At 68.5% G+C, this 23,520-nt stretch carries 23 protein-coding genes; 8 read left to right on the top strand and 15 right to left on the bottom strand.

Annotated elements, in window-relative coordinates; genetic code table 11:
* Positions 1 to 15 precede the first annotated feature (15 nt).
* On the top strand, positions 16 to 1,617 hold the full coding sequence (locus tag ACWDNU_RS14515; protein ID WP_449669146.1) for a DUF885 domain-containing protein: 1,602 nt from the start codon (positions 16 to 18) through the stop codon (positions 1,615 to 1,617).
* On the opposite strand, the gene ACWDNU_RS14510 is transcribed toward ACWDNU_RS14515, so the two are convergent.
* A complete protein-coding gene (locus ACWDNU_RS14510) occupies positions 1,614 to 2,036 on the bottom strand; it encodes a Fur family transcriptional regulator (RefSeq protein WP_370934913.1) in 423 nt (140 codons plus the stop codon). The two genes, ACWDNU_RS14515 and ACWDNU_RS14510, sit on opposite strands and share 4 nt — an antisense overlap.
* Before the next feature lie 118 nt (positions 2,037 to 2,154).
* Between ACWDNU_RS14510 and ACWDNU_RS14505 the strand changes: the two genes are divergently transcribed.
* Positions 2,155 to 2,553 carry a Fur family transcriptional regulator gene (locus ACWDNU_RS14505; RefSeq protein ID WP_370934912.1) on the top strand — a complete coding sequence of 133 codons (399 nt, stop codon included), beginning with the start codon at positions 2,155 to 2,157 and terminating at the stop codon, positions 2,551 to 2,553.
* A 3-nt stretch (positions 2,554 to 2,556) separates the two neighbouring features.
* Here ACWDNU_RS14505 and ACWDNU_RS14500 read toward each other — a convergent pair whose 3' ends face one another.
* Complete coding sequence (locus ACWDNU_RS14500) at positions 2,557 to 3,396, bottom strand: NAD(P)H-binding protein (protein ID WP_449669145.1); 840 nt, start codon at positions 3,394 to 3,396, stop codon at positions 2,557 to 2,559.
* 82 nt (positions 3,397 to 3,478) lie between these two features.
* Between ACWDNU_RS14500 and ACWDNU_RS14495 the strand changes: the two genes are divergently transcribed.
* From ACWDNU_RS14495 to ACWDNU_RS14485, 3 genes are all read left to right on the top strand, one after another.
* Positions 3,479 to 3,841, top strand: a complete 363-nt coding sequence (locus ACWDNU_RS14495) for a winged helix-turn-helix transcriptional regulator (RefSeq protein ID WP_370934910.1) — start codon at positions 3,479 to 3,481, stop codon at positions 3,839 to 3,841.
* A 77-nt stretch (positions 3,842 to 3,918) separates the two neighbouring features.
* The gene (locus ACWDNU_RS14490; protein ID WP_449669144.1) at positions 3,919 to 4,785 is read left to right on the top strand and encodes an alpha/beta fold hydrolase; all 867 of its coding nucleotides are present in this window, start codon (positions 3,919 to 3,921) and stop codon (positions 4,783 to 4,785) included.
* A gap of 4 nt (positions 4,786 to 4,789) precedes the next feature.
* Positions 4,790 to 5,383, top strand: coding sequence for a TetR/AcrR family transcriptional regulator (locus ACWDNU_RS14485; RefSeq protein ID WP_370934908.1), 594 nt, complete (start codon positions 4,790 to 4,792; stop codon positions 5,381 to 5,383).
* Here ACWDNU_RS14485 and ACWDNU_RS14480 read toward each other — a convergent pair.
* Positions 5,376 to 6,041, bottom strand: coding sequence for a YdcF family protein (locus tag ACWDNU_RS14480; protein WP_449669143.1), 666 nt, complete (start codon positions 6,039 to 6,041; stop codon positions 5,376 to 5,378). The genes ACWDNU_RS14485 and ACWDNU_RS14480 overlap by 8 nt on opposite strands.
* 14 nt (positions 6,042 to 6,055) lie before the next feature.
* Positions 6,056 to 6,823 (bottom strand): GntR family transcriptional regulator, encoded by a 768-nt coding sequence (locus ACWDNU_RS14475; protein ID WP_449669142.1) that lies wholly within the window; start codon positions 6,821 to 6,823, stop codon positions 6,056 to 6,058.
* A gap of 179 nt (positions 6,824 to 7,002) precedes the next feature.
* Between ACWDNU_RS14475 and ACWDNU_RS14470 the strand changes: the two genes are divergently transcribed.
* Entirely contained in the window at positions 7,003 to 7,251 is a 249-nt protein-coding gene (locus tag ACWDNU_RS14470; protein WP_449669141.1) for an AMED_5909 family protein, read from the top strand.
* A gap of 41 nt (positions 7,252 to 7,292) precedes the next feature.
* Here ACWDNU_RS14470 and ACWDNU_RS14465 read toward each other — a convergent pair whose 3' ends face one another.
* Positions 7,293 to 8,648 (bottom strand): NAD-dependent succinate-semialdehyde dehydrogenase, encoded by a 1,356-nt coding sequence (locus tag ACWDNU_RS14465; RefSeq protein WP_449669140.1) that lies wholly within the window; start codon positions 8,646 to 8,648, stop codon positions 7,293 to 7,295.
* A 237-nt stretch (positions 8,649 to 8,885) separates the two neighbouring features.
* On the opposite strand from ACWDNU_RS14465, the gene ACWDNU_RS14460 reads away from it, so the two are divergent.
* Positions 8,886 to 9,401, top strand: a complete 516-nt coding sequence (locus ACWDNU_RS14460) for a lytic polysaccharide monooxygenase auxiliary activity family 9 protein (RefSeq protein ID WP_449669139.1) — start codon at positions 8,886 to 8,888, stop codon at positions 9,399 to 9,401.
* 52 nt (positions 9,402 to 9,453) lie between these two features.
* Here ACWDNU_RS14460 and ACWDNU_RS14455 read toward each other — a convergent pair whose 3' ends face one another.
* From ACWDNU_RS14455 to ACWDNU_RS14430, 6 genes are all read right to left on the bottom strand, one after another.
* Positions 9,454 to 10,245 (bottom strand): nuclear transport factor 2 family protein, encoded by a 792-nt coding sequence (locus ACWDNU_RS14455; protein WP_449669138.1) that lies wholly within the window; start codon positions 10,243 to 10,245, stop codon positions 9,454 to 9,456.
* Positions 10,246 to 10,281: 36 nt separating this feature from the next.
* Complete coding sequence (locus ACWDNU_RS14450) at positions 10,282 to 10,518, bottom strand: PLDc N-terminal domain-containing protein (protein ID WP_449669137.1); 237 nt, start codon at positions 10,516 to 10,518, stop codon at positions 10,282 to 10,284.
* Between the two features lie 122 nt (positions 10,519 to 10,640).
* A complete protein-coding gene (locus tag ACWDNU_RS14445; RefSeq protein ID WP_449669136.1) occupies positions 10,641 to 11,756 on the bottom strand; it encodes an FAD-dependent oxidoreductase in 1,116 nt (371 codons plus the stop codon).
* Between the two features lie 883 nt (positions 11,757 to 12,639).
* Positions 12,640 to 12,837 (bottom strand): hypothetical protein, encoded by a 198-nt coding sequence (locus tag ACWDNU_RS14440; protein ID WP_449669135.1) that lies wholly within the window; start codon positions 12,835 to 12,837, stop codon positions 12,640 to 12,642.
* Positions 12,838 to 13,313: 476 nt separating this feature from the next.
* Entirely contained in the window at positions 13,314 to 16,664 is a 3,351-nt protein-coding gene (locus ACWDNU_RS14435) for a TM0106 family RecB-like putative nuclease (RefSeq protein ID WP_449669134.1), read from the bottom strand.
* 879 nt (positions 16,665 to 17,543) lie between these two features.
* Positions 17,544 to 18,515 (bottom strand): alpha/beta hydrolase, encoded by a 972-nt coding sequence (locus ACWDNU_RS14430; protein WP_449669133.1) that lies wholly within the window; start codon positions 18,513 to 18,515, stop codon positions 17,544 to 17,546.
* Positions 18,516 to 18,828: 313 nt separating this feature from the next.
* On the opposite strand from ACWDNU_RS14430, the gene ACWDNU_RS14425 reads away from it, so the two are divergent.
* Positions 18,829 to 19,368 carry a GNAT family N-acetyltransferase gene (locus ACWDNU_RS14425; RefSeq protein WP_449669132.1) on the top strand — a complete coding sequence of 180 codons (540 nt, stop codon included), beginning with the start codon at positions 18,829 to 18,831 and terminating at the stop codon, positions 19,366 to 19,368.
* 263 nt (positions 19,369 to 19,631) lie between these two features.
* Here ACWDNU_RS14425 and ACWDNU_RS14420 read toward each other — a convergent pair whose 3' ends face one another.
* The 4 genes from ACWDNU_RS14420 to ACWDNU_RS14405 all read right to left on the bottom strand — a co-directional run bounded on the left by ACWDNU_RS14420 (position 19,632) and on the right by ACWDNU_RS14405 (position 23,511).
* The gene (locus ACWDNU_RS14420) at positions 19,632 to 20,471 is read right to left on the bottom strand and encodes an aminoglycoside phosphotransferase family protein (protein WP_449669131.1); all 840 of its coding nucleotides are present in this window, start codon (positions 20,469 to 20,471) and stop codon (positions 19,632 to 19,634) included.
* Between the two features lie 46 nt (positions 20,472 to 20,517).
* The gene (locus ACWDNU_RS14415) at positions 20,518 to 21,426 is read right to left on the bottom strand and encodes a ribonuclease Z (RefSeq protein ID WP_449669130.1); all 909 of its coding nucleotides are present in this window, start codon (positions 21,424 to 21,426) and stop codon (positions 20,518 to 20,520) included.
* 154 nt (positions 21,427 to 21,580) lie between these two features.
* Positions 21,581 to 22,546 carry an NAD-dependent epimerase/dehydratase family protein gene (locus tag ACWDNU_RS14410; protein WP_449669129.1) on the bottom strand — a complete coding sequence of 322 codons (966 nt, stop codon included), beginning with the start codon at positions 22,544 to 22,546 and terminating at the stop codon, positions 21,581 to 21,583.
* Entirely contained in the window at positions 22,543 to 23,511 is a 969-nt protein-coding gene (locus ACWDNU_RS14405) for a ScbA/BarX family gamma-butyrolactone biosynthesis protein (RefSeq protein ID WP_449669128.1), read from the bottom strand. The genes ACWDNU_RS14410 and ACWDNU_RS14405 overlap by 4 nt, the downstream gene beginning before the upstream one ends.
* Positions 23,512 to 23,520 lie beyond the last annotated feature (9 nt).

Raw genomic sequence — 23,520 nt, 5'->3', positions numbered from 1 at the left:
GGCTAACGTGGCGGCGTGACCCCGATTTTTCAGCTGTCCGCCGACCACGTCACGGCCGAGGCAGCGCTCGATCCGATCACCGCGACCTTGGACGGCGTCACCACCGAAGCGACCGCGCTCACCGACCTCACCCCGGACGGTTTCGCGGCCCGAGCCGACCTGGCCCGGCGCACCCTCGCCTCCCTCGCGAAGCTGAATCCCGAGTCCCGCACGGACCGGATCGCGTCCGCGCATCTGCGCGACAGCCTCGAGGCCCAACTGGCCTGGCACGAGCTGGACGAGCCGTTCCGCCAGGTACAGGCGCATTTCGGCACGCTGAGTTCGATCGCCGATTCGGTCCGGCTGCTGCCGCGCCGCGACGCGGACGACTGGCACGTCCTCGCGGTCCGGATGTCCGGCGTCGAAACGATGCTTTCCGGCTGGCAGAAGACCCTGCGGGCCGGTCTCGACCGCGGTGTGCGCGCGGCCCGTCTGCAGGCGCTGGAAACGGCGGCTCAGGCCGAGCGTTACGCCGGTGTCCACAATGCACTCGTCGAGGAGTACGGCGACGGGCCGCGGGCCGCCGAACTGCGGGCCGGTGCCGACGCCGCCCACCGCGGTTACGCGGCGCTCGCCCGGTTCCTGCGCGAGGATTACGCCCCGCACGCCACCGAAACCGACGGCGTCGGCGCGGAACGCTACGCCGTCGCGGCCCGGCTTTCCCTTGGCGCGGACCTCGATCTCGCCGAGGCGTACGAATGGGGCTGGGCGGAACTTCAGCGCATCGAAACGGAAATCGCCGCCGAGGTCGCGAAAATCCAGCCCGGCGCGAGTGTGGCGGAAGTCCTCGCGCGACTGGACGAAGAGTGCGCAGTGGACGGTGAAGAGTCCTATTTGGACTGGCTGCGCCAGGCGCACGACCGTGCGCTGGACGCGGCGAACGAGCACTTCGACATCCCCGAACCGTTGCGCGCCTTGGACGTCGTCCTCGCGTACGGCTCCGCGTCGGGTTCGCCGTACTACACCGGGCCCGCCGAAGACGGCACCCGCCCCGGCCGCACCTGGTGGCCGCTAGGCGGACGCAAGCGCTTCGCAACCTGGTCGGAGCTGACGACGGTGTTCCACGAAGGCGCGCCCGGACATCATCTGCAGATCGGCGTCGCGGGCCTGGCCGGAGAGTCGGTAAGCCGCTACGCGCGCGTCCATTCGGTGAGCGGCCACGCGGAAGGCTGGGCGCTGTACGCCGAACGCCTCGCCGACGAACTGGGCTGGTTCTCCGAGCGCGGCACTCGCCTTGGCATGCTCGCCAGTTCCGCGCTCCGGGCCGCGCGCGTCGTGATCGACCTCGGCTCGCACCTCGACCTGCCGCTGCCGGACGGTTCCCGCTGGGACTTCGCCACCGCGTGCCGATTCCTGCACGAGCGCGGGCTGGCCGCGGAACACCGCGTGCACGCCGAAATCGTGCGGTACCTCGGCTGGCCGGGCCAGGCGATCTCGTACAAGATCGGCGAACGCGCGTGGTTGCAGGCGCGCGCCGAAGCCGCCGCCAAACCCGGATTCACGTTGCGCCAATGGCACCACGACGCGCTGGCCGTCGGGCCGGTCGGGCTCGAGGCGCTGCAGGACGCGCTGCGTTAAGCCTTGGCCTCGCAGTCCGCGCACATCCCCCACCACGTGACCTCGGCCTGGTCCACCCGGAAACCGGGCACCGGACCGGGTTCGAGGCACGGCGCGGCGCCGATCGCGCACGGCACGTCCTGGATCCGGCCGCAGCCGCGGCAGACCAGGTGGTGGTGGTTGTCGTGGGTCTCGAGTTCGAACCGCGCCGGCGAGCCCGCCGGTTCCAGCGGACGCAGCAGCCGGGCGCCGACTAGGTCGTCAAGCACGTTGTAAAGGCCCTGCCTGGACAACGCGCCGACGGCCCCGTCGGCGTCGAGCACCGTCGCGATCTCCGCGGCCGTGACGTGCGGGGTCCGCGCGACCGCGGCCAGCACCGCACGCCGCTGCGGCGTGTTGCGCAGGCCCTTGTCGCGCAGGCGCGCCCCGAACTCGTCCATGGCCCGGATGGTACCCCCAGACTTGACCGAATCAATTCTGGCGTGCAGTGGCTCACAGTCCCAGAGTTGACCCGATCTTACATTTGACTGGATCAACTTTGCGGACTACAAAGGAGGCGTGCTCACGACCTCCGCACCTCTCCCGTCCAGCGCCGACGCCGGCACCCGGCTCCGGCGCGCCGGCCTGCGCGTGACGACCGCCCGGCAGGTCGTGCTGGAAGTGCTGGCCGAAAACCCGCACGTGACCGTCGCGGAGCTGCTGCCGCTGGTCCGCGAACGGCTGTCGATGGCGTCCACGAGGGGCGTCCACGACGTGCTGACCACCGGCGTCACCGCCGGTCTCGTCCACCGCTTCGACCACGTCGGCGTCGCGCAACGCTACGAGCTGGCCGGCTTCGACCACCGGCACCTGCTCTGCCGGCAATGCGGCCGGCTCGAGGCAATCGACGGCGCGCCAACGGAATCCGCCGACGAAGCGGAGTCCGGCCTGTGCTCGCGGTGCGCTCCGGCCGAGTAACCCTCAGCGGAACGCGGCGATATTGCGGGCCACCCAGTCGGCGAAAGACCGCGGCTGGCGGCCGAGAACTCGCTCGACGTCCGGGCTGACCCGCAGTTCGGCCTCGTTCGGGGAGCTGAGGATGTCCAGCGTGTCGTCGGCGAGTTCGCCTGGCACGCTCTCGGTCATGAATGCCTTGGCCTCGGCACGGGTCAGCTCGTGGAACCGCACCGGCCTGCCGAGCGCGGCGGCCAGCACCTCGGCCTGCTGACGCGGCGTGATCACCTCCGGCCCGGTCAGCTCATACACGCCGCCGACGTGCCGGTCGTCCACCAGGCACGCGGCCGCGACCTCGCCGATGTCCGCCGGATCGACGATCGGCACCCCGGTGTCCCCGAACGGCGCGGCGACAATTCCTTGCGTACGAACGGATTCCGCCCACCCCAGCGCATTGGAGTCGAACCCACCGGGACGCAGAATGGCCCAGTCCAGACCGGACACCCGCAGCACGTCCTCCAGCTCGCGCATCGCGATCCGCGTCGTGCCGAACGGCCTGGTCGCCACGCCCAGCGACGACAGCAGAACCACTCGGCGAACCCCGGCGTCCGCGGCCTTCGCGATGAGCTCGGCCGGGCTGGCGCCGACGGCGTGCAAATCGCCGGACAGCAAGAGGAACAACGCTTTCGCCCCGGTCAGCGCGGGTTCGAGACTGGCTGGATCCGCCAGATCCGCCACCACATGGCGAGCACCGTCCGGCACCTCCGCGACCCGCCGCGACACCGCCGTCACCTGCTCGCCCGCGTCGATCAGCGCCCGCACCAACGGTCTGCCGATGTTTCCGGTCGCCCCGGTCACCACAATCATGAATCGCTCCTTCGGTAGGCGACCGACGCTAGGCCGAGTTGCTTACTCTTCGTAAGGACATACCTTTGGGTAAGCTCGATACGTGACAGGAAGCGCGCAGTTCACCCCGGCCGCCGCCGAGCCGCGTTATGAGGTGTTTCACACCGACTGCCCCGCGCGGGCCGTGATCGACCACGTGACCAGCCGGTGGGGCATCTGGATCCTCATCTCGTTGCGGGACAAGGAACTCCGGTTCTACGAACTGCGCGAGAGCATCCGGGGCATCAGCGAAAAGATGCTCGCCCAGTCCCTGCGAGCCCTGGTCGAAGACGGCCTCGTCTGGCGGCACGTCGAGCCGACCACGCCGCCTCAGGTCACCTACGGGCTCACCGAATTCGGCCAAGACGTCCGCGAACCGCTGGACGACCTTTTCGACCGGATCACCCAGCGCATGGGCCCGCGCTAGCCCATATGTCCTGGTCAGCGCGGCCATTACCGCAGAGGTAATTTACATACAGACTGCATGTATGTATCTTCGGCAGCATGAACGCACACGAAGAACTCGGCACTGCCCGGCACGTCAACCTCCCCCAAGGCGAGCTCCGGTACTTCGAACGCGGACGCGGCCGCCCAGTCGTCTTCGTCCACGGCGTACTCACCAACGCCCTGCTGTGGCGGAAGGTCACCCCCGCCGTCGCGGACGCTGGATTCCGTTGCCTGGCCCCAGATCTGCCATTGGGCGCGCACCCGGTCCCGATGCGCTCGGACGCCGACCTCAGCGCCCCCGGTCTCGCCACCCTGCTGGGCGACTTCCTGACCGCGCTGGACCTGGAAGACGTCATCCTGGTCGCCAACGACACCGGCGGCGCCATCACGCAACTGCTGCTCGCGCGGTACCCGGAACGAGTCGGGCGGGTCGTGCTCACGCCGTCGGACAGCTTCGAATACTTCTTCCCGCCGATCTTCCAGCCACTGCCGACCATCGCCCGCGTCCCCGGCTCGATGGCGGTGCTGGGCCAACTGCTGCGAATCAAAGCGCTGTACCGATTGCCGCTGCTGTTCGGCTGGGTCACGAAGCGCCCGCTGCCGCCGGACATCGCGCAGGAGTACCTGGGCAAGCTGCGGAAATCCCCTGGCCTGCGAAGGGATCTGCGCAAGTTCCTGCGCACCGTCGACTCAAAACACACCCTGGCCGCGGCCGAGAAACTGCGCCAATTCAAGCGTCCGGTACTGCTGGTGTGGCCGCCGGAGGAGAAGCTGTTCCCGATCAGCCTCGCCCACCGCCTGGCGGAGGTACTGCCGGACGCGGAGATCGTCGAGGTGCCGGACTCGTACACCTTCGTCTCGGAGGATCAGCCGGACGCTCTGGCCGGGCACATCACGCGCTTCGCCGCCGCCATGGCAGATTAGGTGCGTGCGACGTACCCAGCAAGAACGCTCCGACGCGACGCGAGCCGCACTGATCAAGGCCGCCCGTGACCTCTTCGGCGCGCGCGGCTACCACGACGTGCCAGCCGAAGAAATCACTCGCACGGCCGGCGTCACGCGGGGCGCGCTCTACCACCACTTCGGCGACAAACAAGGCCTGTTCCGGGCCGTGGTCGAGGTGCTGGAACGGGAGCTGACCGCCGAGGTCTCGGAAGTCCTCGATTCCGCGGCGGACCCGCTTTCCGGGCTTTCTTCCGCGCTGGGAGTGTTCCTGGATGCTTGTCTGCGCCCGGACGTCCGGCGGATCTCCCTGACCGACGCCCCCGCCGTGCTGGGCTGGGACGCCTGGCGTGATCTTGAGGCCGAGTACGGCTTGGGGCTGGTCGCGGAGAACCTCGCGGCCGCGCGGGAGGCCGGGTTGATCGTGGATACGCCGGTGGATGCTTTGGCGCAGCTGGTCTTGGCCGCGGTGATGGAGGCCGCGCGGATGATCGCCCATGCCGACGACCCGGCGCGCGTGCGGGGGGACGTGCAGCAGGTGTTTTCGGGGTGGTTGAGCGGGTTGTTGCTTCCTAGGTGAGGAGCCTGGACGTGTAACCGCTCGCTACCAGGTTCTCGAAGGCTCGCTCAACCTTTTTCGGAACGTCTTGGGGTATCGCGAATCCTCGCTGGGCGTAGACGCTGATCCGCTGGGTGTCGCCGACCAGCATGGTGATGACGCGGGCCACGTCGCCGATGCTTTGGAGGTACTCGTCCAATGGCAGCGGCTGGGAGGCGCACCGGACTTCGACCTCGGGCCAGAGCTTTTTGCACGTCGCGTAGGCGCGGCGTTGTTGGTAGGGGCGCGAGATCAGCGTGACTTCCTTGACCCCGATCCCCTGTGCTGCCAACAACTCTCGGCTTCGCTTGATGTTGTCGCCGGTGTTGCGGGCCGTTGGCTCGACCAGGATCGCGTCGTCGGGAACGCCTAGCTCCAACGCGTGCTCCCGGTAGTGCACGGCTTCGCCACGCGGGAATCGCTCCACGGTTGTCGGCGCGTTGGCTCCGGTGAAAAGGATCTTCGGGAAGTAGCCCTGGTGGTACAGCTTCGCGGCGTGGGTGGCGACGCCGAGGTCGTGGCTGCCGAGCCCGATGCCGACGTCCGTGGGGCGGAGGTCGTGGTGCAGGTCGTGGTAGTCCCAGAGCGTTTGGACGTCGGCGCGGAGCTGTTCCGGCAGGGTGGCCAAGCGCTCGGACATGCGGGGACTCCGGGTCAGTCAGGGATCTTGAACGTATAGGACCAGGAGAACCGGCTCGCCGCGTGAACACCACGCGCGAACTCCACGACCCGGCCGTCCGCGGTAAAGGTTCGGCGCTGCAGGACCATGACCGGTTCCCCAGCAAGGAGCTCCAGTGTCTCGATCTCGTCGGGCGTGGGCATGCGTGAGCAGACAGTCTCGCTGATCGTGTCCGGCTCGAGGCCCTGCAGCGTGAGGACCAGGAAGCCACCGCCTCGACCGGCTGGTCCCGGAGTGCCGTCGACGAGGCGGGTGCCCTCGACATCTTCCGGCCGATAGTAGCTGGAGAGAGTGTGTGTCGGTTGGCCTGCATCCTTGACCAGGCGCGCACGCTCGTAGACGGGCGAGCCGACGTCGATGCTCAAAGCTTCGGCGACCTCCGTGTCCGCCTCGATCCGCGAAACGGTCTGGGTCTGATCCGCGGGCTTCCACTCGCGACCGGACGCCTCGCGGTCGGCGATGAACGCCACCGCGTCGCCGTACTTCCACTTGCTCTTGGCGTAGCGATCGGCACCGAGGCGCTTCATCGGCGGGCGTGCGCGAACGACGGTTCCGCGGCGGCGGATCGGTGTGACCAGCCCTTCGGCCTCCAGGAGACCGACAGCTTTGCGGACGGTGTTGACGTTGACGCCGTACTCCGCGGCCAGCTCCTCCTGCTTCGGCAACGTCGAGTCCGGGGCATAGTCGCCTCGCCGGATCGCGTCGCGCAGGATCGCGGCCAGGTCGCGGTACCCAATGCCCACGTCGTCCTCCTCCGTCGGCGATAACGCTAGCGGTATCAGCACCTCCCGACCTACCAGACTAGATAGAGGTAGTCCTATTGACAACGTCCTCAGGGAAGCCTTCAATAGGACTACCTCTAATCCGGCGAGCGGTCCCCGGGGTTCCAGAACTCAGACATGCCAGCGGAAAGGCATCCACGATGGCGGCCAAAGCTGAACCAGCAACACTGCACGACGCGCACGCCTCCGCGACAACCCGACGGCCCGCGGCGGACGCGACCCGTTCCGACTGGGCGGGGTTCCACCTCACGAACGCGCGGATGTACCGAGCTGTCGCGGACTATGACCGCTGGCATCATCACGAAGCCCTGCACTGGGCTGACTATGAAGAGCGTCAGGCTGCGCTGTTCTCCCCGCCGCCCGAAGAGGCCAAGAGCGAACAGAGTTAGTCCACATTAGACACCGATGTCCACTGAGCTACGACTGCTGCTCAAAGCCGGATCGACTTCTGGTTCATGAACTCCTCAATCCCCGACGGCCCCAACTCCCGCCCCATCCCGGACCGTTTGATCCCGCCAAAGGGCAAATCCGCCTGCGACCCGCCGGACTTGTTGAAATACACCATCCCCGCCTCCAGCCGATCCGCCGCGCGACGCATCCGAACCGGATCCGTCCCGAAAACCGCCGCGCCCAAACCGAACGGCGAGTCATTGGCGATCTCAATAGCATGATCATCCGAATCAGCCGGGAACAAGATCGCCACCGGCCCGAAGATCTCCTCCCGGTAAGCGTCCATCTCCGGCGTGACATCAGTCAGCACAGTCGCATCCAGATAAGCCCCCTCACCACGCCGTCCACCCGTCCGCAACGTCGCGCCTTGCTCCACCGCGCGAGCCACCTGACCAGCCACCTCGTCAGCGGCAGCGACGGAAGCCAGCGGAGGCAGCTTGGCAGCCGGGTCCGAGGGATCCCCCGGGACGTAATAGTCCGCGACCCGCTTGGTGAAGCGGTCCACGAATTCCTCATAAAGGTCAGACTGGACAATGATCCGCTTAGGCGCATTACAGGACTGCCCGCAGTTACGCATCCGCGCAGTCGCCACAGCCTGCACCGTTTCGTCCAAATCCGCGGTGTCGAGCACCAGCAACGGATCCGCACCGCCCAGTTCCAGCACGCATCGCTTCAGGTTCCGGCCCGCTTCGGCCGCCACGGAGATACCGGCCTGTTCGCTGCCCGTCAGGGAAACGCCTTGAATCCGCGGATCGGCAAGGATCGACGGAACCTGACGGCTCGAAGCGAAGACGTTTACGTAAGCATCATCCGGAACGCCCGCTTCGTGCAGAATCGCCTCGATCGCCAGCGCTGAACGCGGGCAGATCGACGCGTGCTTGAGCAGGATCGTGTTGCCCAGCACCAGATTCGGCGCGACGAACCGGGCTACCTGGTAGCACGGGAAGTTCCACGGCATCACGCCCAGCAGCGCGCCGATCGGTTCCTTGCGGATCACCGCGGAACCGCCGCGGATGGCGAGCGGCTGGTCGGCGATCAGGTCCGGGCCGCGCTCCGCGTAGTAACGGAAGATGTCCACGACGATCCCGACCTCGCCGCGGCCCTCGTTGACGCGCTTGCCCATCTCCACCGTCATGATGGCGGCCAACTCGTCCGCGCGCTGCTCGAAAAGGTCCGCGGCGCGGGAGACGATCGCTGCCCGTTCCGCCACCGGACGGTCTCGCCAGCTGCGATATCCGTGGCCGACGCGTTCAATCGCCGCGCGAACCTCCGCGTCGGTCGCGTTCTCGATTTCCTCGATCAGCTGGCCCGTTGCCGGGTCGGTCACCGTGTACATCGCGGTCTCCCTACGGTCGGCATCCTCGGCGACATACTATTGCATACAGTATCCCGTGTATAGATGACACAGGGTAGCCGATTCTTGACCGAGCGCGGGCGGCCGAGTATGGTCTAGACCACAAATCTCCCCACCCCCACCGCCCGCGTTCCACCCCACCGCGGGTTCGTCGGTCGTGCCGTGGCTCGTCCGGCCGCCCTCCGGCGCGGGAGCGGGCCCGGCTTCGAAGGAGCCACCATGCCCCGCAAACGCACGATGCTCGCCGCTCTCGGCGGCGCGGTCCTCGCTCCGGTGCTGATGCTGATCGGCCCCGGCATCGCCAGCGCGCACGGGTACGTCAACTCCCCGCAGAGCAGGCAGGCCCAATGCGCGGACGGAACGGTGTCCTGCGGCGACATCAAATGGGAACCGCAGAGCGTCGAAGGGCCCAAGGGCCTGCAGAGCTGCAGCGGCGGCAACGACCGGTTCGCCGACCTCGACGACGACAGCAAGGGCTGGAAGGTCACCCAGGTCGGCACCCAGGTCACCTTCACCTGGGTGTTCACCGCGCGCCACCGCACCAGCGACTACGAGTACTTCATCGGCGGCACCCAGGTCGCGAGCTTCAGCGGCAACGACCAGGCCCCGCCGGAAACCGTTTCGCACCAGGTCGACCTGAGCGGCTACACCGGACAGCAGAAGGTGCTCGCGGTGTGGAACATCGCCGACACCGGCAACGCGTTCTACGCCTGCATCGACTTGAACGTTTCCTGACCGCGCGAATGCCGGGCAGCCGGGCGGAATCCCGCTCCGGCTGCCCGGTGTTTCATCCGACGAAGGCCTCGGCGACGGCGAGGCTGTCTTCGTACACGTGATACCGCGTGATCAATCCGCCTGCGACGGTCAGGCACACCGCGAAGCTCGTCGCGAAATGCTTGCCGGTCAGCTTCACCGTCTGGGCACTCGTCCCGGCGAGCACCGCGTCCGGGCCGTCGATCAGGATTCGGTCGACCCGAACTTCTTCGGGGGCACAAGCGATTCCGAGCGTCCGGAAGTGGTCCGCGACGTCCGCCCGGGTGGAGCGAGGGCGGATCCACGGCACCGCGGGATGCTCCGGTTCCGGCCAGCTGACCCACCAGTCGACCGCTTCCGCGAAAAGCTCCGCGATCCGGTCCGGATCGCCCTGCGTCACCCGGCGTACGAATTCGTCCGCCGTCGCCCGAGCGTCCGCAAACGCGGGACGCGGCGGTTCGGCGAACTGGAAGTCGCGGCGGATGCGGCCGTCCTCGCCGAATTCAGCCACGACAAACCCGGTCCAGGCAACGTCCCCGCCCGCCGCGGGGGCCATGTAGGTGTTGAACCGGACCATCCCGTGATGGCCCACCGCGTCTCCGGCGGACCGGAACACAAATCCCGCCCCGCCAACGAATTCCTCGAAAGCCTCGCCCACCCGGCGCTCAAGAGCCTGATGACCTCGATGCTCCGCGGACTCCGTGAACTGCACCCCGTCCTCGGCCCACAACGAGGTGATCGCCTCGCGCCGGGCGGCCGGGTCGGATTCGTTCCACACTGCGACATACCGGTCGGCGAACGCGCCGGCGTCAATCTCGTGATCCATGCCCGGACGCTAACCGCGCTCCACTGACATCCTGTGTCAGCGAAGCGCGGCGCTCTTCTTGCCGACCAGAAACCACAGCACCGGCCCGAGGAACGGCGCGCAGAACGCGAAGACCACCCACACGAACTTCATCACGAAGCCGAGCGGACTGCCGAGCACGCTCACCAACGCGCCGAGAAACAGCAGAACCGGAAACGCCACCAGTGCCACTATCCCGGCGACGGCGGCGAACTGCAGGCCTTGATGGACAGTGTCGGCCAGGACGGCGGTCATCAGTCAGTTTCCTCTCGCACAGCGGGCTGAGGTCCATTGTGCGAGCCGAACCGCCTGGCCCGGATCGGCTTGACGGCTCGATCCGGGTACCGCTTAAGTCGTACGCGCGTCCACTATGGACATTAGGCTCCGAACAGCTCGAGCAAGGCCGCCGGTGCGTCAGGGCGGAAACAGCTGTCGAGACTTTGCGCCGACTCCGTCGCGGATTTCGCGCTCCGCGGGAACAACGCCGCCTCGTATTCGGCCAGTGCGCGTTCGACGTCGTCCGGGTGCCGGGCCAGTGCGAGCCCCAACTCGGCACCGTCGAGCATGGCGAGGTTCGCGCCCTCCCCCGCGAACGGTGACATCAGGTGCGCGGCATCGCCGACCAGCGTGACGCCGGGCACCCGCGCCCACGAATGCTCGACGGGGAGCGCGTGGATCAGCCGCGGGACCAGGTCGCCGTCCGCGTCCGTGACCAGGGCGCGGAGCTGGTCAGACCAGCCGTCGAAGTGACTCAGCACGGCGGCCTTGGCGGCGTCGCGATCGGTGAAGTCGATCGACGCGACCCAGGTTTCCGGGACACGCACGGCGGCGTAGACGTGCAGGCTGCCGTCCGGTTCGCGGTGCGCGAGGAAGCCTTTGTCCTCGCCGAGCGCGAAACTCATGCCGCCGCCGAGGAGAGCTGCTGCCTCTAGGTGCCGGGAGTCGGCGTCGAGGAGGTCGATCTCGACGAAGGAGATGCCGGTGTAGGCCGGTTTTTCCGGCGAGACCAGCGGGCGGATCCGCGACCAGGCACCGTCGGCCCCGATGAGCACGTCCGTGGTGAGCGACGTGCCGTCGGCGAGAGTGAGGCGATGCCGCCCGTCAGGCAGCGGCTCCGCGGCGGTGACCTTCGTGCCCCAGCGGACGGTGCCTTCCGGCAGCGAATTGAGGAGGAGGTCGCGCAGGGCTCCACGGTCGATCTCCGGACGCCCGCCACTGCCGTCGTCCGCCTCAGAGAACAAGAGGGCAGCGGTTCGGTCGTAGACGCGCGTCTCCTGGCCGCCTGAGTGGACCAGGGCGCGGAATTCCTCGTGCAGACCGGCGGCACGGAGGGCGACCTGGCCGGAGTCGTCGTGGATGTCGAGCATGCCGCCCTGCGCGCGGGCGGACGGAGAGGCGTCGAGGTCGAGGACGATGGCTTCGACGCCGTGGACGTGCAGGACGCGGGCGAGGCTGAGACCGCCGAGGCCGGCGCCGACGATGGTGATGGTCATGAGGTGCTCCGTTTCTTCTTCGCGGGCGACTGGCTTGAGCTTAACGAACATGTTCGTTACGAACAAGTTCGTTGCGGAGTGACGCCGGTCAACTGTCTCCCTCGTTCGCCGGCAGGCGGGCAGGCGGGCAGGCGGGCAGGCGGGCAGGCGGGCAGGCGGGCAGGCGGGCAGGCGGGCAGGCGGGCAGGCGGGCAGGCGGGCAGGCGGGCAGAGGATGATTCAGCCGAGGAACAGCTTCGGAGCACCGGGCCCGGCGGCGAATGCACAACGATTCGCCAAGCGACGCAACCTGATCGAGGTTCGGCCGTCGCCGGCTACCCGAGCCGACCAAGCGGTCACTCGATTGGTGGCGACCCAGATCACCTTATGGGGCCGGAACATTCGCGCGGCTGGCGCGTTGTACAGGGTGTCGGTACGGAGGTGCCCCCGGGCCTCACCTTCTGCCTTCCAGGAATACCGGTTCGGCCGGAGCCTGGTCGTGCCACTCGCCGCGAGGCGGCCCCCGTACCGGCGCAGAACTACCCGCTCCGCGCGACTGCTCCCCCCAGGCGCGGAACGGGATCCGGTGCTCCTGCTCCCGCCGGCCGGTAACCCCCAGCCGGTCCGGAGGAGAGCGGGAGCACACCCCCGGCTGCGGGAATGTTCTTGGCCCGCAACGAGTTTTACTGAATAGCGGCAGCACTGACAACATAGCCGAGCCCGCCGGTCAGCCGTCGGTGCACGGGCGGTCCGGGTGGGACTGTCCGCGCCGAACACACCGGTTTCTCCCAGCCACCCCGTTTCTCCAGCCACCCCGTCCGTTGCGGCATCTCCCCCAGTGCCCCGCGCGGACGGGGATCCCGCGCCCCCGCTCCGGCTCCCGCAAGCCGGAAGCGCGGGGCGCTCAGACCACCTCGCTCGCCGCGCCACCCCTCCCCCACGGTCGCGCGAGCGGGGACATGTGCCCGCCCGGCCGCCGGATCCCGACCGAACCGGCCGGGGCGGGCACCCCCAGCAGGCCAGCCGAGGCTGGTCCGTCGACACACGCCAGTTCGGTGCAGACGAGCCGAGGCAGCTCGGCGAGCCAGCCGATGCAGTCCAACCGACGCGGCTCAGTCGACGCGGCCAGCCGCAGCAGAGCTGCAGAGCAGCAGAGCTGCAGAGCAGCAGAGCTGCAGAGCAGCAGAGCAGCAGAGCAGCAAGCCAGTCAGCGCAAGCCAGCCGACACAGCACAGAAAGCCGACCGGGCAGGCCAACCGACGCGGCTCAGTCGGCGCGGCCAGCCGCTGCAGAGCTGCAGAGCTGCAGACCAGCAAGCCAGTCAGCGCAACCCAGCCAGTGCACGCCAGCCGACACAGCACAGCAAGCCAACCGACGCAGTCCAACCGACGCGGCCCAGTCGACGCAGGCCAGCCGCAGCACAGCAGCCGCTCCGGACCAGTCGACGCGAGCCTGCCGCTGCGGACCAGTCGACGCGGCTCAGTCGACGCAAGCCTGCTGCTGCGGACTAGTCGGCAGTCGGCTCAGACCAGTCCATGCAGGTCCGTCGAAGCAGCTCACCAGCTCAGCCGACGCAGCTCAGTCGATCCACTCGCGGGCGTCGCGCAGCAACCCGAGCATCCCGGAGACCAGCCGCATCTGGTCCACCGTTCTGATGTCCGCCTCGAGCAGCTTCGGCGAGCACACCAGGACCGCGACGGACTGCGCGCGTGAGAGAGCGACATTCAACCGATTGCGGGACAACAAGAAATCAAGGCCTCGTGGCAAGTCTACCGCCGAAGAGGACGTCATTGTCGTCACCACAACGGGTGCTTCTTGCCCTTGGAACCGGTCCACGGTGCCGACCCGGACGTCGCCGAAACCAGCGTCGGACAGTGCACGCGTCACCACTCGCGCCTGCAAGTTATACGGGGCCACGACAAGGAAATCGGCGTCAGTGAGCGGTCGGCCTTCCCACGAACGGCCGTGCAACGACTTGATCACCGAGACGACTTCCTCGGCTTCCTCCACCGAACGCGTTGTATTCCCGCTGTGCTCGACCGTCGCCAGATAGAGACCCGACGGGAAGCCGTCGATCGAACGTTCCGCGCTGGGATGCGAGTGCAGCAAACCGGCGTACGACAGGTTCGAGACCGGCGCGCACACCGCGGGATGCATGCGGCGCGTCAGGTCGAGGAAATATCCGAGTTCCGGCGGGATGATGTCCGCGTCGCCAATCAAGTGGCCCAGCGCGGACGCCTCCGCGCCTGCCGGATGCGTGCCTTGCACCACCTGCGGCAGCTGCTGCGGATCCCCCAGCAGCACCACGTTTTTCGCGCACATCGACACCGCCAGCGCGTCCGCGAGGGCGAACTGACCGGCTTCGTCGATCACCAGGACGTCGAAGGGTTCCTCGCGCACAGCGGCGTTGGCGAAGGTCCATGCAGTGCCGCCGACCAGGTGACCGGTGTCGTGTTCTCCACGCCAGCGTACCAGCGCGTTGTTGTTTTTCGGTTGCTCCCAAGGCAATTCCGGGTCCGGCGTCCGCTTCGCGCGCTTGGCGCAGGCCATCTCCGGCGCGTTCTCCATGGCCGCCGAGAGCACGTTCTCGACCGCTTTGTGGCTGTTCGACGTGACGCCGACCGTCCGGCCGGAACGCACCAGATGTGCGATGAGTTTCCCGGCCAGGTAAGTCTTTCCAGCTCCGGGCGGACCCTGGACGGCGAGGACGGAACCGTCGAGCTGATCGACCGCGGTGATCACCGTGGCGACCAGATCTTCCCCCGGTTCGGGCAAACCGCCGCGCAACCGGGGGATTCGGCGGAGCAGGTCGACGCCGGGGTGTGACGGCAACGCAGGCAGAGTTTCCCCTACCAGCCGGGCGAGATCGGCTACCGCCTCGTCTTTCGGCGACGGACGGACGGGGCTGCCCGGCAGGACCGCCGCGGGAAGGTCGTTGGACGTCCGATCCGGAGCGCTGCTCTCTTCCAGGGTCACTTCGACCGCCGTCGCGGACACGACTTTCGCGTCGCGAGCGTCGGCGCCGTAACGCAATCGCACGTCGTCACCGGGCGCGAAGGGATGCGGCCGGTCCGGGTCGCACCGCACGGTCAGCGTGCGTTTCGCGGTGCGCAACCGGCCGGACGGCGGCACCCACTCGCCCGCTGTCACCGACACCGGGACCGCGCAGGTCGTGTCCACTTCGAGGTCGCTGAGCGGGGCGGCCAGCTGCCGGAAGAACTCCCACCACGCCGGGTTCGTCTCGCGCCGGTGATAGCCGACGGAGGCCGCCAGCAGGGCGCGGGCGTGGTCGTCGGGGGTGAAATCCGCGGGGTCCTCGGGGAGGCCTTCCAGGAGCGGGTCGACCAAAGCCGCCATGGCGGCGGCTCGTTCGGCCCGGCGCTGAGCGGCTTCCTCTTCTTCGGTGCGGCGCAGGAGAGCGTCCACTTCGGACTCGGGGTCCGGTTCGGCCAGGTCGATTCCGGCTTCGGTGCGCACACGGTGGAGGAATTCGTGCAGGCGCAAGGTGGAGACGCAGTCGTACTCGTTGTAGTCCGCGATGCCGCGCAGGATTTCGTCGGCCTGCTCGGTGTTTCCCGCGGAGGAGAGCGTCAGGTAGTCCTCGTACGCCTCGATGCTCGACGCCGCCGTTTTTACCTCGCCGTCGCGAGCTTCGGGCATGTACAGTGGTTCTAAATACTTGATCGAATACGACCGCTGTCCTACCCGCAAAGCCTTGCGCACCACGGCATACAGGTCGATCATCGCGCCGCTGCGCAGCAGCTCGTCCACGGCTTCCTCCCGCGTGCCGTGGACGGCGGCGAGCCGCTTGATCGCCGTGACCTCGTACGGCGCGTAGTGGTAGACGTGCGCGTCGGGGTGTTCCGCGAGCCGCGCGGTGGCGAAGTCGATGAACTCCTCGAACGCTCGTTTCTCCTGCGCGCGCGAGTGCGCCCAGAACGGGGTGAAGCGCTCGTCCGGGGTGACCGCGCCGAAGAGGTACTCCAGGCCGGTGCCGGCCAGAGCGTACGGGTCGCCTTCCATGTCGAAGAAGACGTCGCCGGGGCTGGCTTCGGGCAGTTCGGCGAGCGCGTCCGGGGCGATGATTTCGTAGGCCAGCTCGCCGGTTTCGTCCTGGCAGACCTGGATCGCGGCCTGCGCGCGCAACGAGGCGAACGTGCCCTCGGACATGTCGCGCGGACGGTCGGCGGGTTGCGAGCCGGCGAGCGCGTCGATGGTGCCGAGCCCGGCGGTCACCAGCTTGCGCCGCTGCTCGCTGCGCATTCCGGCGACCAGTGACAGGTCCCGGTCGGCCTCGCGCGCGGACGAACAGTGATCGGCGAACGCACACCCGGTGCACGCCGGACGCTCGTCGGCCCAGACCCGGTCCGGCAACTGCGGCGGACGGTCCTGCAACCGGTCGCGGAGGCGGTCCACGAGCGGGAGGAAGTCGTCGACGCGGAGGCTGCGCGTGCTGCCGTCGCCGAGCAGCAGGTGCATCTCCGGCCCAGTGGGCCAGCCGCCGCGGCGCAGAGCGTCGGCGTACGCGGTGAGCTGCACGACCGCGGACGGCTTGGCGTGCCGGGCGAGTTTCGTGTCGTAGACCTCGTAGCGGCCTTGGTCGTCGCGCAGGAGGAAATCGGCGCGTCCGGAGAACTCGCCGTCGTGGAACACCGCCTGGTAGACGACCGGCGCTCCCGCGCGCAACGCTTCCTCGGTGGCCTTCGCCGCGACGACCGGATCGTGCTCCTCGATCTCGACGACCTGCGTCCGCTCGCCGCGCAACCGGCTCAGCGTGGCCGCCTCGTGCGCGCGCCCGTGCTTCACCGCCAGCCGATCGGGTGCGGAACTGAGTCGTGGCGCGCCGGGTATCCCCGCCGCCAATGCCTGCTTGAGGATGCTCCGGTGCTCGCATTCGAGCAGGTCAGCGAGATCAGACGGCGTGTACATCGCCCGGCAGTCTGTCACGCGCGATGGCGGCCTCTTGCGAGGCGGGTGGCGACACGCCGCCCGGAATTGTCGGTGGTGGGTGGGATGATCTTGGGGTGGTCAGGAGCGGGAGCTGAGAAGGGCGGAGGTGAGTGCTGGAGCGGAGGTTGTGGAGAGATGAGAGTGGGCTGGGGCGCTGGTGGTCTGAGGTGGTGTGGTTGGTCGCAGTTGCTGCGGTTGGTTGAGGTGCTGCGGTTGGTTTGAGGCGGCGCGGTTGGCGTGAGGTGCTGCGGTTGGCTTGAGCGGCGCGGTTGGCTTGAGCGGCGCGATTAGACGGACGTGGTGCGGTTGGCCTCATGTGGTGCTGTTGATCGGAGGTGGCTCTCGTTTGGAGTCTGTGCTGAGTAGCTCTTGGTGATCCGCGAGGTGGCGGGTTGGTCGTGTCGTTCGGCGGGGTGCACACCGTCCGGGCGAACTCGGCAGGCGACTCGCGATTCGCTACGGTACGGAACTTCCTAGCCACTGACCGGAACTGCCTAGCCACCGAGAGGTCTGGCCACGGCGAGGTCTGGCCACTAAAAGGCCTGGCCACCGCGCGGGCACCGACAGCGCCCCGCGCAGCGGCGGCACGCTCCGCGTGCGAGACCAGTCACGCCGACCGCCGCGATCAGGGCATCGTTCGCGTCCATCGGAACCGCTCCAGAGCCAAGGCCCACGAGCCGTGACATACCTCGGCCAGCGCGAACCTGGGCGTGAGGCTTGTGGAAACCATGGAAACCGTGGAACCCACTGGTGGGCGGCGTGGTCGGTCATGTGTTGCGTGAGGTGCGCGCCACCCCAACGGCCTCGGCGGGGCGGCGCGCCATCCGCTACGGCGTCGGCGGGGCGGCGCGCCATCCGCTACGGCGTCGGGCGGCTGAGCAATCGCTCGAGCCAGGACTCGCGTGCCGCGACGCATGCCTTGGCCAGAGCGGATTGCGGGGCCAGGTCGTGGAAGCCGTGGAATGCGCCGCCCCAGACGTGGAGTTCTGCCTCGCCTCCGGAGGCCCAGATGGCGGTTGCGAAGGCTACGTCTTCGTCGCGGAAGACCTCTGCCGCGCCGACGTCGATGAAGGTTGGCGGGAGGCCGCTCAGGTCGGTCGCGCGGGCGGCTGCTGCGTAGGGCGAGACGTCGGCGGTTCCGCGGCGGTCGCCTAGGACTGCTGTCCACGCGGTCAGGTTGCTGGTGCGGTCCCAGACACCGGTGCCGTCGTACTGGCGGGACGACACTGTCTCGTTGCGGTCGTCGATCATCGGGCACTGCAGCAGCAGTCCTAGCAGCGGCGGGCCGTTGCGGTCGCGTGCCAGCAGCGCGGTTCCGGCGGCGAGGCCTCCTCCGCCGCTGCCGCCGAACATGACCAGGCGGTCAGCGGCGAAGCGCAGAGTCTCGGCGTTGGCGGCCATCCATTGCAGACCCGCATAGCAATCCTCGACGGGTACTGGGTCGGGATGCTCTGGGGCCAGCCGGTATTCGACGGTGACGGCGACTGCGTCGTGCTTCAACACCCAGTCGATCAGCGGGCCTGCCGCGGCGAAGCGGTCTCCCATGACCATTCCGCCGCCGTGGAGGTGGTAGATGCCGACGCCCGGAGTGTCGTGGTCCACGTGCGCGAGGACGGAGACCTCGATTTCCGCGCCGCCGTAGCCGGGGATCGTGTGGTGGGTGCAGCGGACTGGGCGGTCGGCGATTTGTTCTTCGATGGCGGGGAAAGGGAGGGCCCGGTAGTGCGGCAGCTGGTCTGCTGTCATGCCGACCGGTACGCCGCCGTCGAGGGTCGGCAGGACTTTGGCCAGTTCTGGATCGAACGGGGGACGCGGCATTTCCTGCGTCATGAGTGCTCCTGAGCGTCATCGATCCCCTCGCCGCCGAACCGACGAACCGGCGCACGGCTGAGCGCACGCGACGGAGCGCGCGAGGAGAGAGGGTGGTGGGAAAGAGTTGCTGCCAGGGCACTCGCCGGCCGGTACGCCGCCGAGAACCCGGCGGCTAGCCTCTGTCCACCTCGATGAGCATGCCGCGAGTTTACCCGACGCCAGGGCATCCCGCGCTGAATTTCTCGGGGACCGCGCTCGAACCCGGTGTCGGGTAAGGACTTTGGGGAGACTCCAGGCGGGACAAGTCTCGACGAGTGCAGAATGGGCGGTCGTGACGGTCATCCTTTCCCTGCCCCGAAGCGAATCCGAGGCAGCCTTGCAGCTGCGGCCGTGGCGGTCGGAGGATCGGCAGGCGCTGGTCGACGCGCATCGCGATCCGCTGTTGCGCCGTCGGTTGATGGCTCCTCTCACTGATGATGGCGATGCCCGGCGGTGGTTGGACGCGCAGGCGTCCGGCTGGGAGACCGCGACTCAGTTCAGTTTCGCGGTGGTGGCTGACGACGACATGCCGCTCGGGCACGTCGTCGTGAAGGTTCGGGATGCTGGGGCCGCTGAGGTCGGGTACTGGACTGCCGCCCAGGCTCGGGGTCGTGGAATCGCTGCTCGGGCGTTGGAAACTACGTCAAGGTGGGCGCTCGGTACGCAGCGGTTCGTTTCGTTGAGCCGTCTCGACTTGCTGCATGCCGAGGACAATCCGGCATCCTGTCGGGTCGCGGAGAAGTGCGGCTACGTCCTCGACGGGCTGCTGCCGCCCGCGCCGCCGGACTTTCCGGTCAGCGGGCATCGGCACGTGCGGACCTCGGGAGGTTGAGTGCCGGTCGGAGCCGTCAAGTGCCTCGGCGCTGCCAGCCGCAGCCGTCGAAGGCCTCTCGACGGCGAGCCGGTCGCGGCGGTGGGCTGAGCAAGCAAGTGGAGGCCGTCTCGTTGATGGACGCCAGGGGCTCGCACCCGTTCCGCTGGTCTCCTTCGACGCACCGTCCCTGCCGACGGCTTGAAGCACCGCCGCCCCATCCGCCACGCGCGAACCCACCCCGGCGGGCTTCCTCCGATGCACCGGACGAAGCCGAGGAGTCGCTAGCCGCGCGCCTCTAACCAGGCGACGACGGCTCGGACGAAACCGTCGACGTTCGACAGGGGTTTGCCTGCGAAGACCGCGTGCAGGTGTTCGACCCCGATCAGGTCGTTCCAGGCCCACGCCCGTTGGCAGGTTTCCTCGTCGGCGGCGCCCCGGAGGACGTCCCAGCCGTGCCAGGTCGCGGCTAGTGCTGCGTCTACGGCTGGGTCCGCCAGGATCGCCAGGTCCCAGTCGAGGACACCGGTGAGCTTGCCATCGGCGTCGAAGTGGACGTTGCTGCCTCCGAGGTCTCCGTGGACGAGTCTGGCGGGTGCCTCGTCCAGGGCCAGGAGCGTGTCCAGTCGCTGCTGGACTCCGCGCCGCCACTGTGCTGGCAGGCGCGGGATGACGTCCTCCACGATCTCCGCCCAGCCCAGGCCGTTGGCATATTTGCGCGGGCGGTGGAGGACGGCTTCGAGGTCCGGTGAGATCTCAACCTCTCGCAGTTCCGTCAGCAGCTGGCCGAACGCCGCCGGGTCGCCGACGCCTTCCGGTAGGCCCTTGCCGTCGATCCAGGAGACTGCGACGGCTGCGCGGTCTCCGAACATGGTCACTGGAGTCAGCGGCTCTGGCACGGCGAAGCGCAGTCCGGCCGCGGCGATGGCGCGGAGGATCTCGACTCGGCGTGGTAGTTCGGCGGCGGCGTCTGGGCGCTTGGCGATTCGCACGGCGGCGACGCCTGGGAGCAGCACGACGTGGTGCATGTTTCCCTGCGCGGCCAGTCGGGCGGGGCCAGCGGCGAAGCCGGGTACGAGTGTTTCGGCGATTTCCAGCAGGTCGGCGGGGACCGGGTGCGGCATTCCGCGAGTCTGCCGGACTCGGCCACCGCTCAGCGTCGCAGGTGTCTCACCGTCGGGGAGGCAGCGGCACCACGTCCAGGTCCCGGGCCACGTGGATCTCTCCGTCGAACACCTTCGCGGCCTCGTCGCGGAACCGGTCCGCCTCCTCATACGGGTAGCGCTGCGAGAAGTGCGTCAGCAGCAGCTCCCGGGCACCCGACTCCGCCGCTAGCCGGCCGGCGTCGGTGCTGGTCAGGTGGCCGTAGCGGTAGGCCAGGTCGGCGTCGTCGGCGCGGAAGGTCGATTCGGCGATCAGGAGGTCCGCTTCTTGCGAGCAGGCGAACGCGCCGGCGCACAGGCGGGTGTCCATCACGAACGCGACCACCTGGCCCCGGCGTGGCACGCTTACGTCTTCCAGGCGGACCACGCCGTCGGCTGTCTCGAAAACACCGTCGGCCTGGAGTTTTCGTACTGCCGGGCCTTGTACGCCTGCTGCGGCTAGGGCGTCCGGCAGCATCCGGATTCCGTCTGGTTCGGCGTAGCGGTAGCCGAAGCAGTCGATGCGGTGTTCCAGCGGGTACGCCGACAGGGCACCGCCCAGCGGGCCCGGCGCCGAGATCGGCAGCGGGACCAGTTCGGCGCGTTCGTGGAACGACGTCGAGTGCCGCAGGCGGTCGAAGTACTCCTGGCCGGACGCTGGGTAGTGGCAGCGCACGGGGTGCGCGACGCCGTCCAGCGACAGCCGTTGGATGATGCCCGCCAGGCCGAGGCTGTGGTCGCCGTGGAAGTGGGTGACGCACAGGTGCGTGAGTTCGCTCGCCGTCGCGCCGGCGTACATCATCTGCCGCTGGGTGCCTTCGCCCGGATCGAAGAGGACGCCGTCGGTGTCGAAGCGCAGCAGGTAGCCGTTGTGGTTGCGGTGCCTGGTCGGCGTCTGGCTCGCCGAGCCGAGCACCACTAGCTCGCGTCGGGACATGACGATCATCTTCGCGCCACGCCCGGGCCCGGCGCCACCGAAATGAACTCCGCGGAAACAGCGGCGGCCGTCCGGGAGGAAATTCCCCGGACGGCCGCGCGCCGCGAACAATTGCCGTTTGAATTCGTTCGATCACTTTCCGCGAATTCGATCTTCACCCGGCCTCGGGAATTGCCAGCGTTTCCCGATACCAGTTCCGGGACTGAGCCATTCGGACGCCGAGTCCCGGCCCGGGAGAAACTCCGGTGGTCTCCCAGACCTTTTCGCTGGCATACCAATGGTCCCGGGTGAGCAGCGACCGCTGGTGCTCGCTGAGCCACGGCGTGCGGGCCCGATGCTCGGCGAGCGGCCGGTCGTGGCTGGGAATCGGCAGGTCAAGCACGGTGCAGACGGCTTCGAGCAGCTCGCGCATCCGCACCGGTTCCGGGTCGGCCACATGGAACACCTCGCCGGGGCGGCCCAGTGCCGGGTCCAGTGCGAAGGCGCTGAGCACGGCAGCGAGATCCCAGGACGAGACCACTGATGTCCGGGACCTGCCGCCGTCGGCCCACGCCGGCACCGCGCGCAGCCACTTCGCCAGCGTCGGGACCACGTGCCGGTCGCCGTCGCCGTACACCAGGTGCGGCCGCAGAACGATCCCGCCCGCGGCGCGGACCTGCTGTTCCCCGGCCAGCCTGGTGCGGCTGGTGGCCGAGGCGGGCCCGAGGTCGAGCGTGTCCTCGGGCGCGCCTCGATGCTCGCCGTCGCGGTAAACCGCACAGGTGCTCAGGTAGACGATCCGGCGCGTGCCCGCCCGTCGCGCTTCCGCGAGGAGCCGGGCCGTGCCGCGATCGTTGACCTGCGCGCATTCCTCTTCGGTGCCGCCGATCCGGGACGCGGCGTGCACGAGCGTCGCAACGCCCGTGCACGCCCCGGCCAGCCCGGCAGCGTCGGTGAGATCGCCTTCGTGGATCCGCGCGCCGGATCGCGTGATCCATTCCGGCACCGCACCGCGCGCCAGCACCCGGACCGCGGCGCCGCGAGCGAGCAACGCCCGCAGCACCGCCGATCCGATGAACCCGGTCGCTCCGGTGACGAGGATTTCCCCGGTCGTACTGTCCGCCCCCAGGCCGGCAGTCATGACCTGCGCATCGCCAGGGTGCCGCTCGCCACGGGACGGCCCTTCTGCTCCGCCGCCACCCGCACCAGACGGGCCCCGTCCGCGTCGACGCCGATTTCTTCCGCCGTCAGCAGGCATTCCGAGTCGAACTCGACGTAGACGGAGAAATCGAAGTCCGTGCGCAACGGCAGTGCGTACGGGTCGCCGAGCGTCAGCAACGCCGCCTGCCGCGCGCCTTCCAGCAGCACCATGCCCGGGACGTGGTCCACCGAGTGGTCGAACAGGACCGGGTGGTCCGGGTCGAACTGCAGGGACCAGGTGCCGGGCTCCGCGGTCTCGGCGACCAGCACGTCTTCCTTGCGTTCCCGGCCGACGAGCACCGGTTCCACCGTGGGCAACGCGATGGCCTGGAACGGCGTCGCCGCGAAGTGGTCGCCGCGCAGCCGGCGGTAGACCGCCGGGGACACGCAGCGAATGGTCTCCGAAGCGGTGCCGATCAGCTCCCCGTCGCGGAAGCAGCCGAACTCGAACCGCATGCCGCCGACGTTGTTGCCCCGGCGGATCACGTCCTGGACGCTCACCCGCAGCACCACGTCGATCGGCCTGCCCTCGGTGACCAGCCCTTCGGGGGTGATAGAGCTGGTCTTGCGGCCGCCGACGAACACGGTGCCGAGCGAGACGCCGTACGCGCGATGCGCGACCAGCATGATCGCTTGGCGGAACGTTTCCAGGTACAGCATGGGATCGTGCGATCCCGGAGTGCGCGGGCCGAAGAACCCGTGCCGGCGCGGCCACTGCGCGCCGACTTCGAACCGGTCCTCGCCCACGATGTTCAGATCAGTGACGAAAACTTCCGAGACGGCCGCGCGGTGCACGAGATTGCGCGGGATCGTCTGCTGGAAGTCGACCGGGCTTCCGCCCGGCGAACTTTCGCCGTCGATGATGAAGTTTCTTCCGACAGACTCCTCTAACAGCGTACCGACCATGTCGGTCCT

Source organism: Amycolatopsis sp. NPDC003676 (assembly GCF_053587275.1).
Note: the sequence above shows the minus strand (reverse complement) of the source record. Positions and strands in the feature narration are given on the sequence as shown.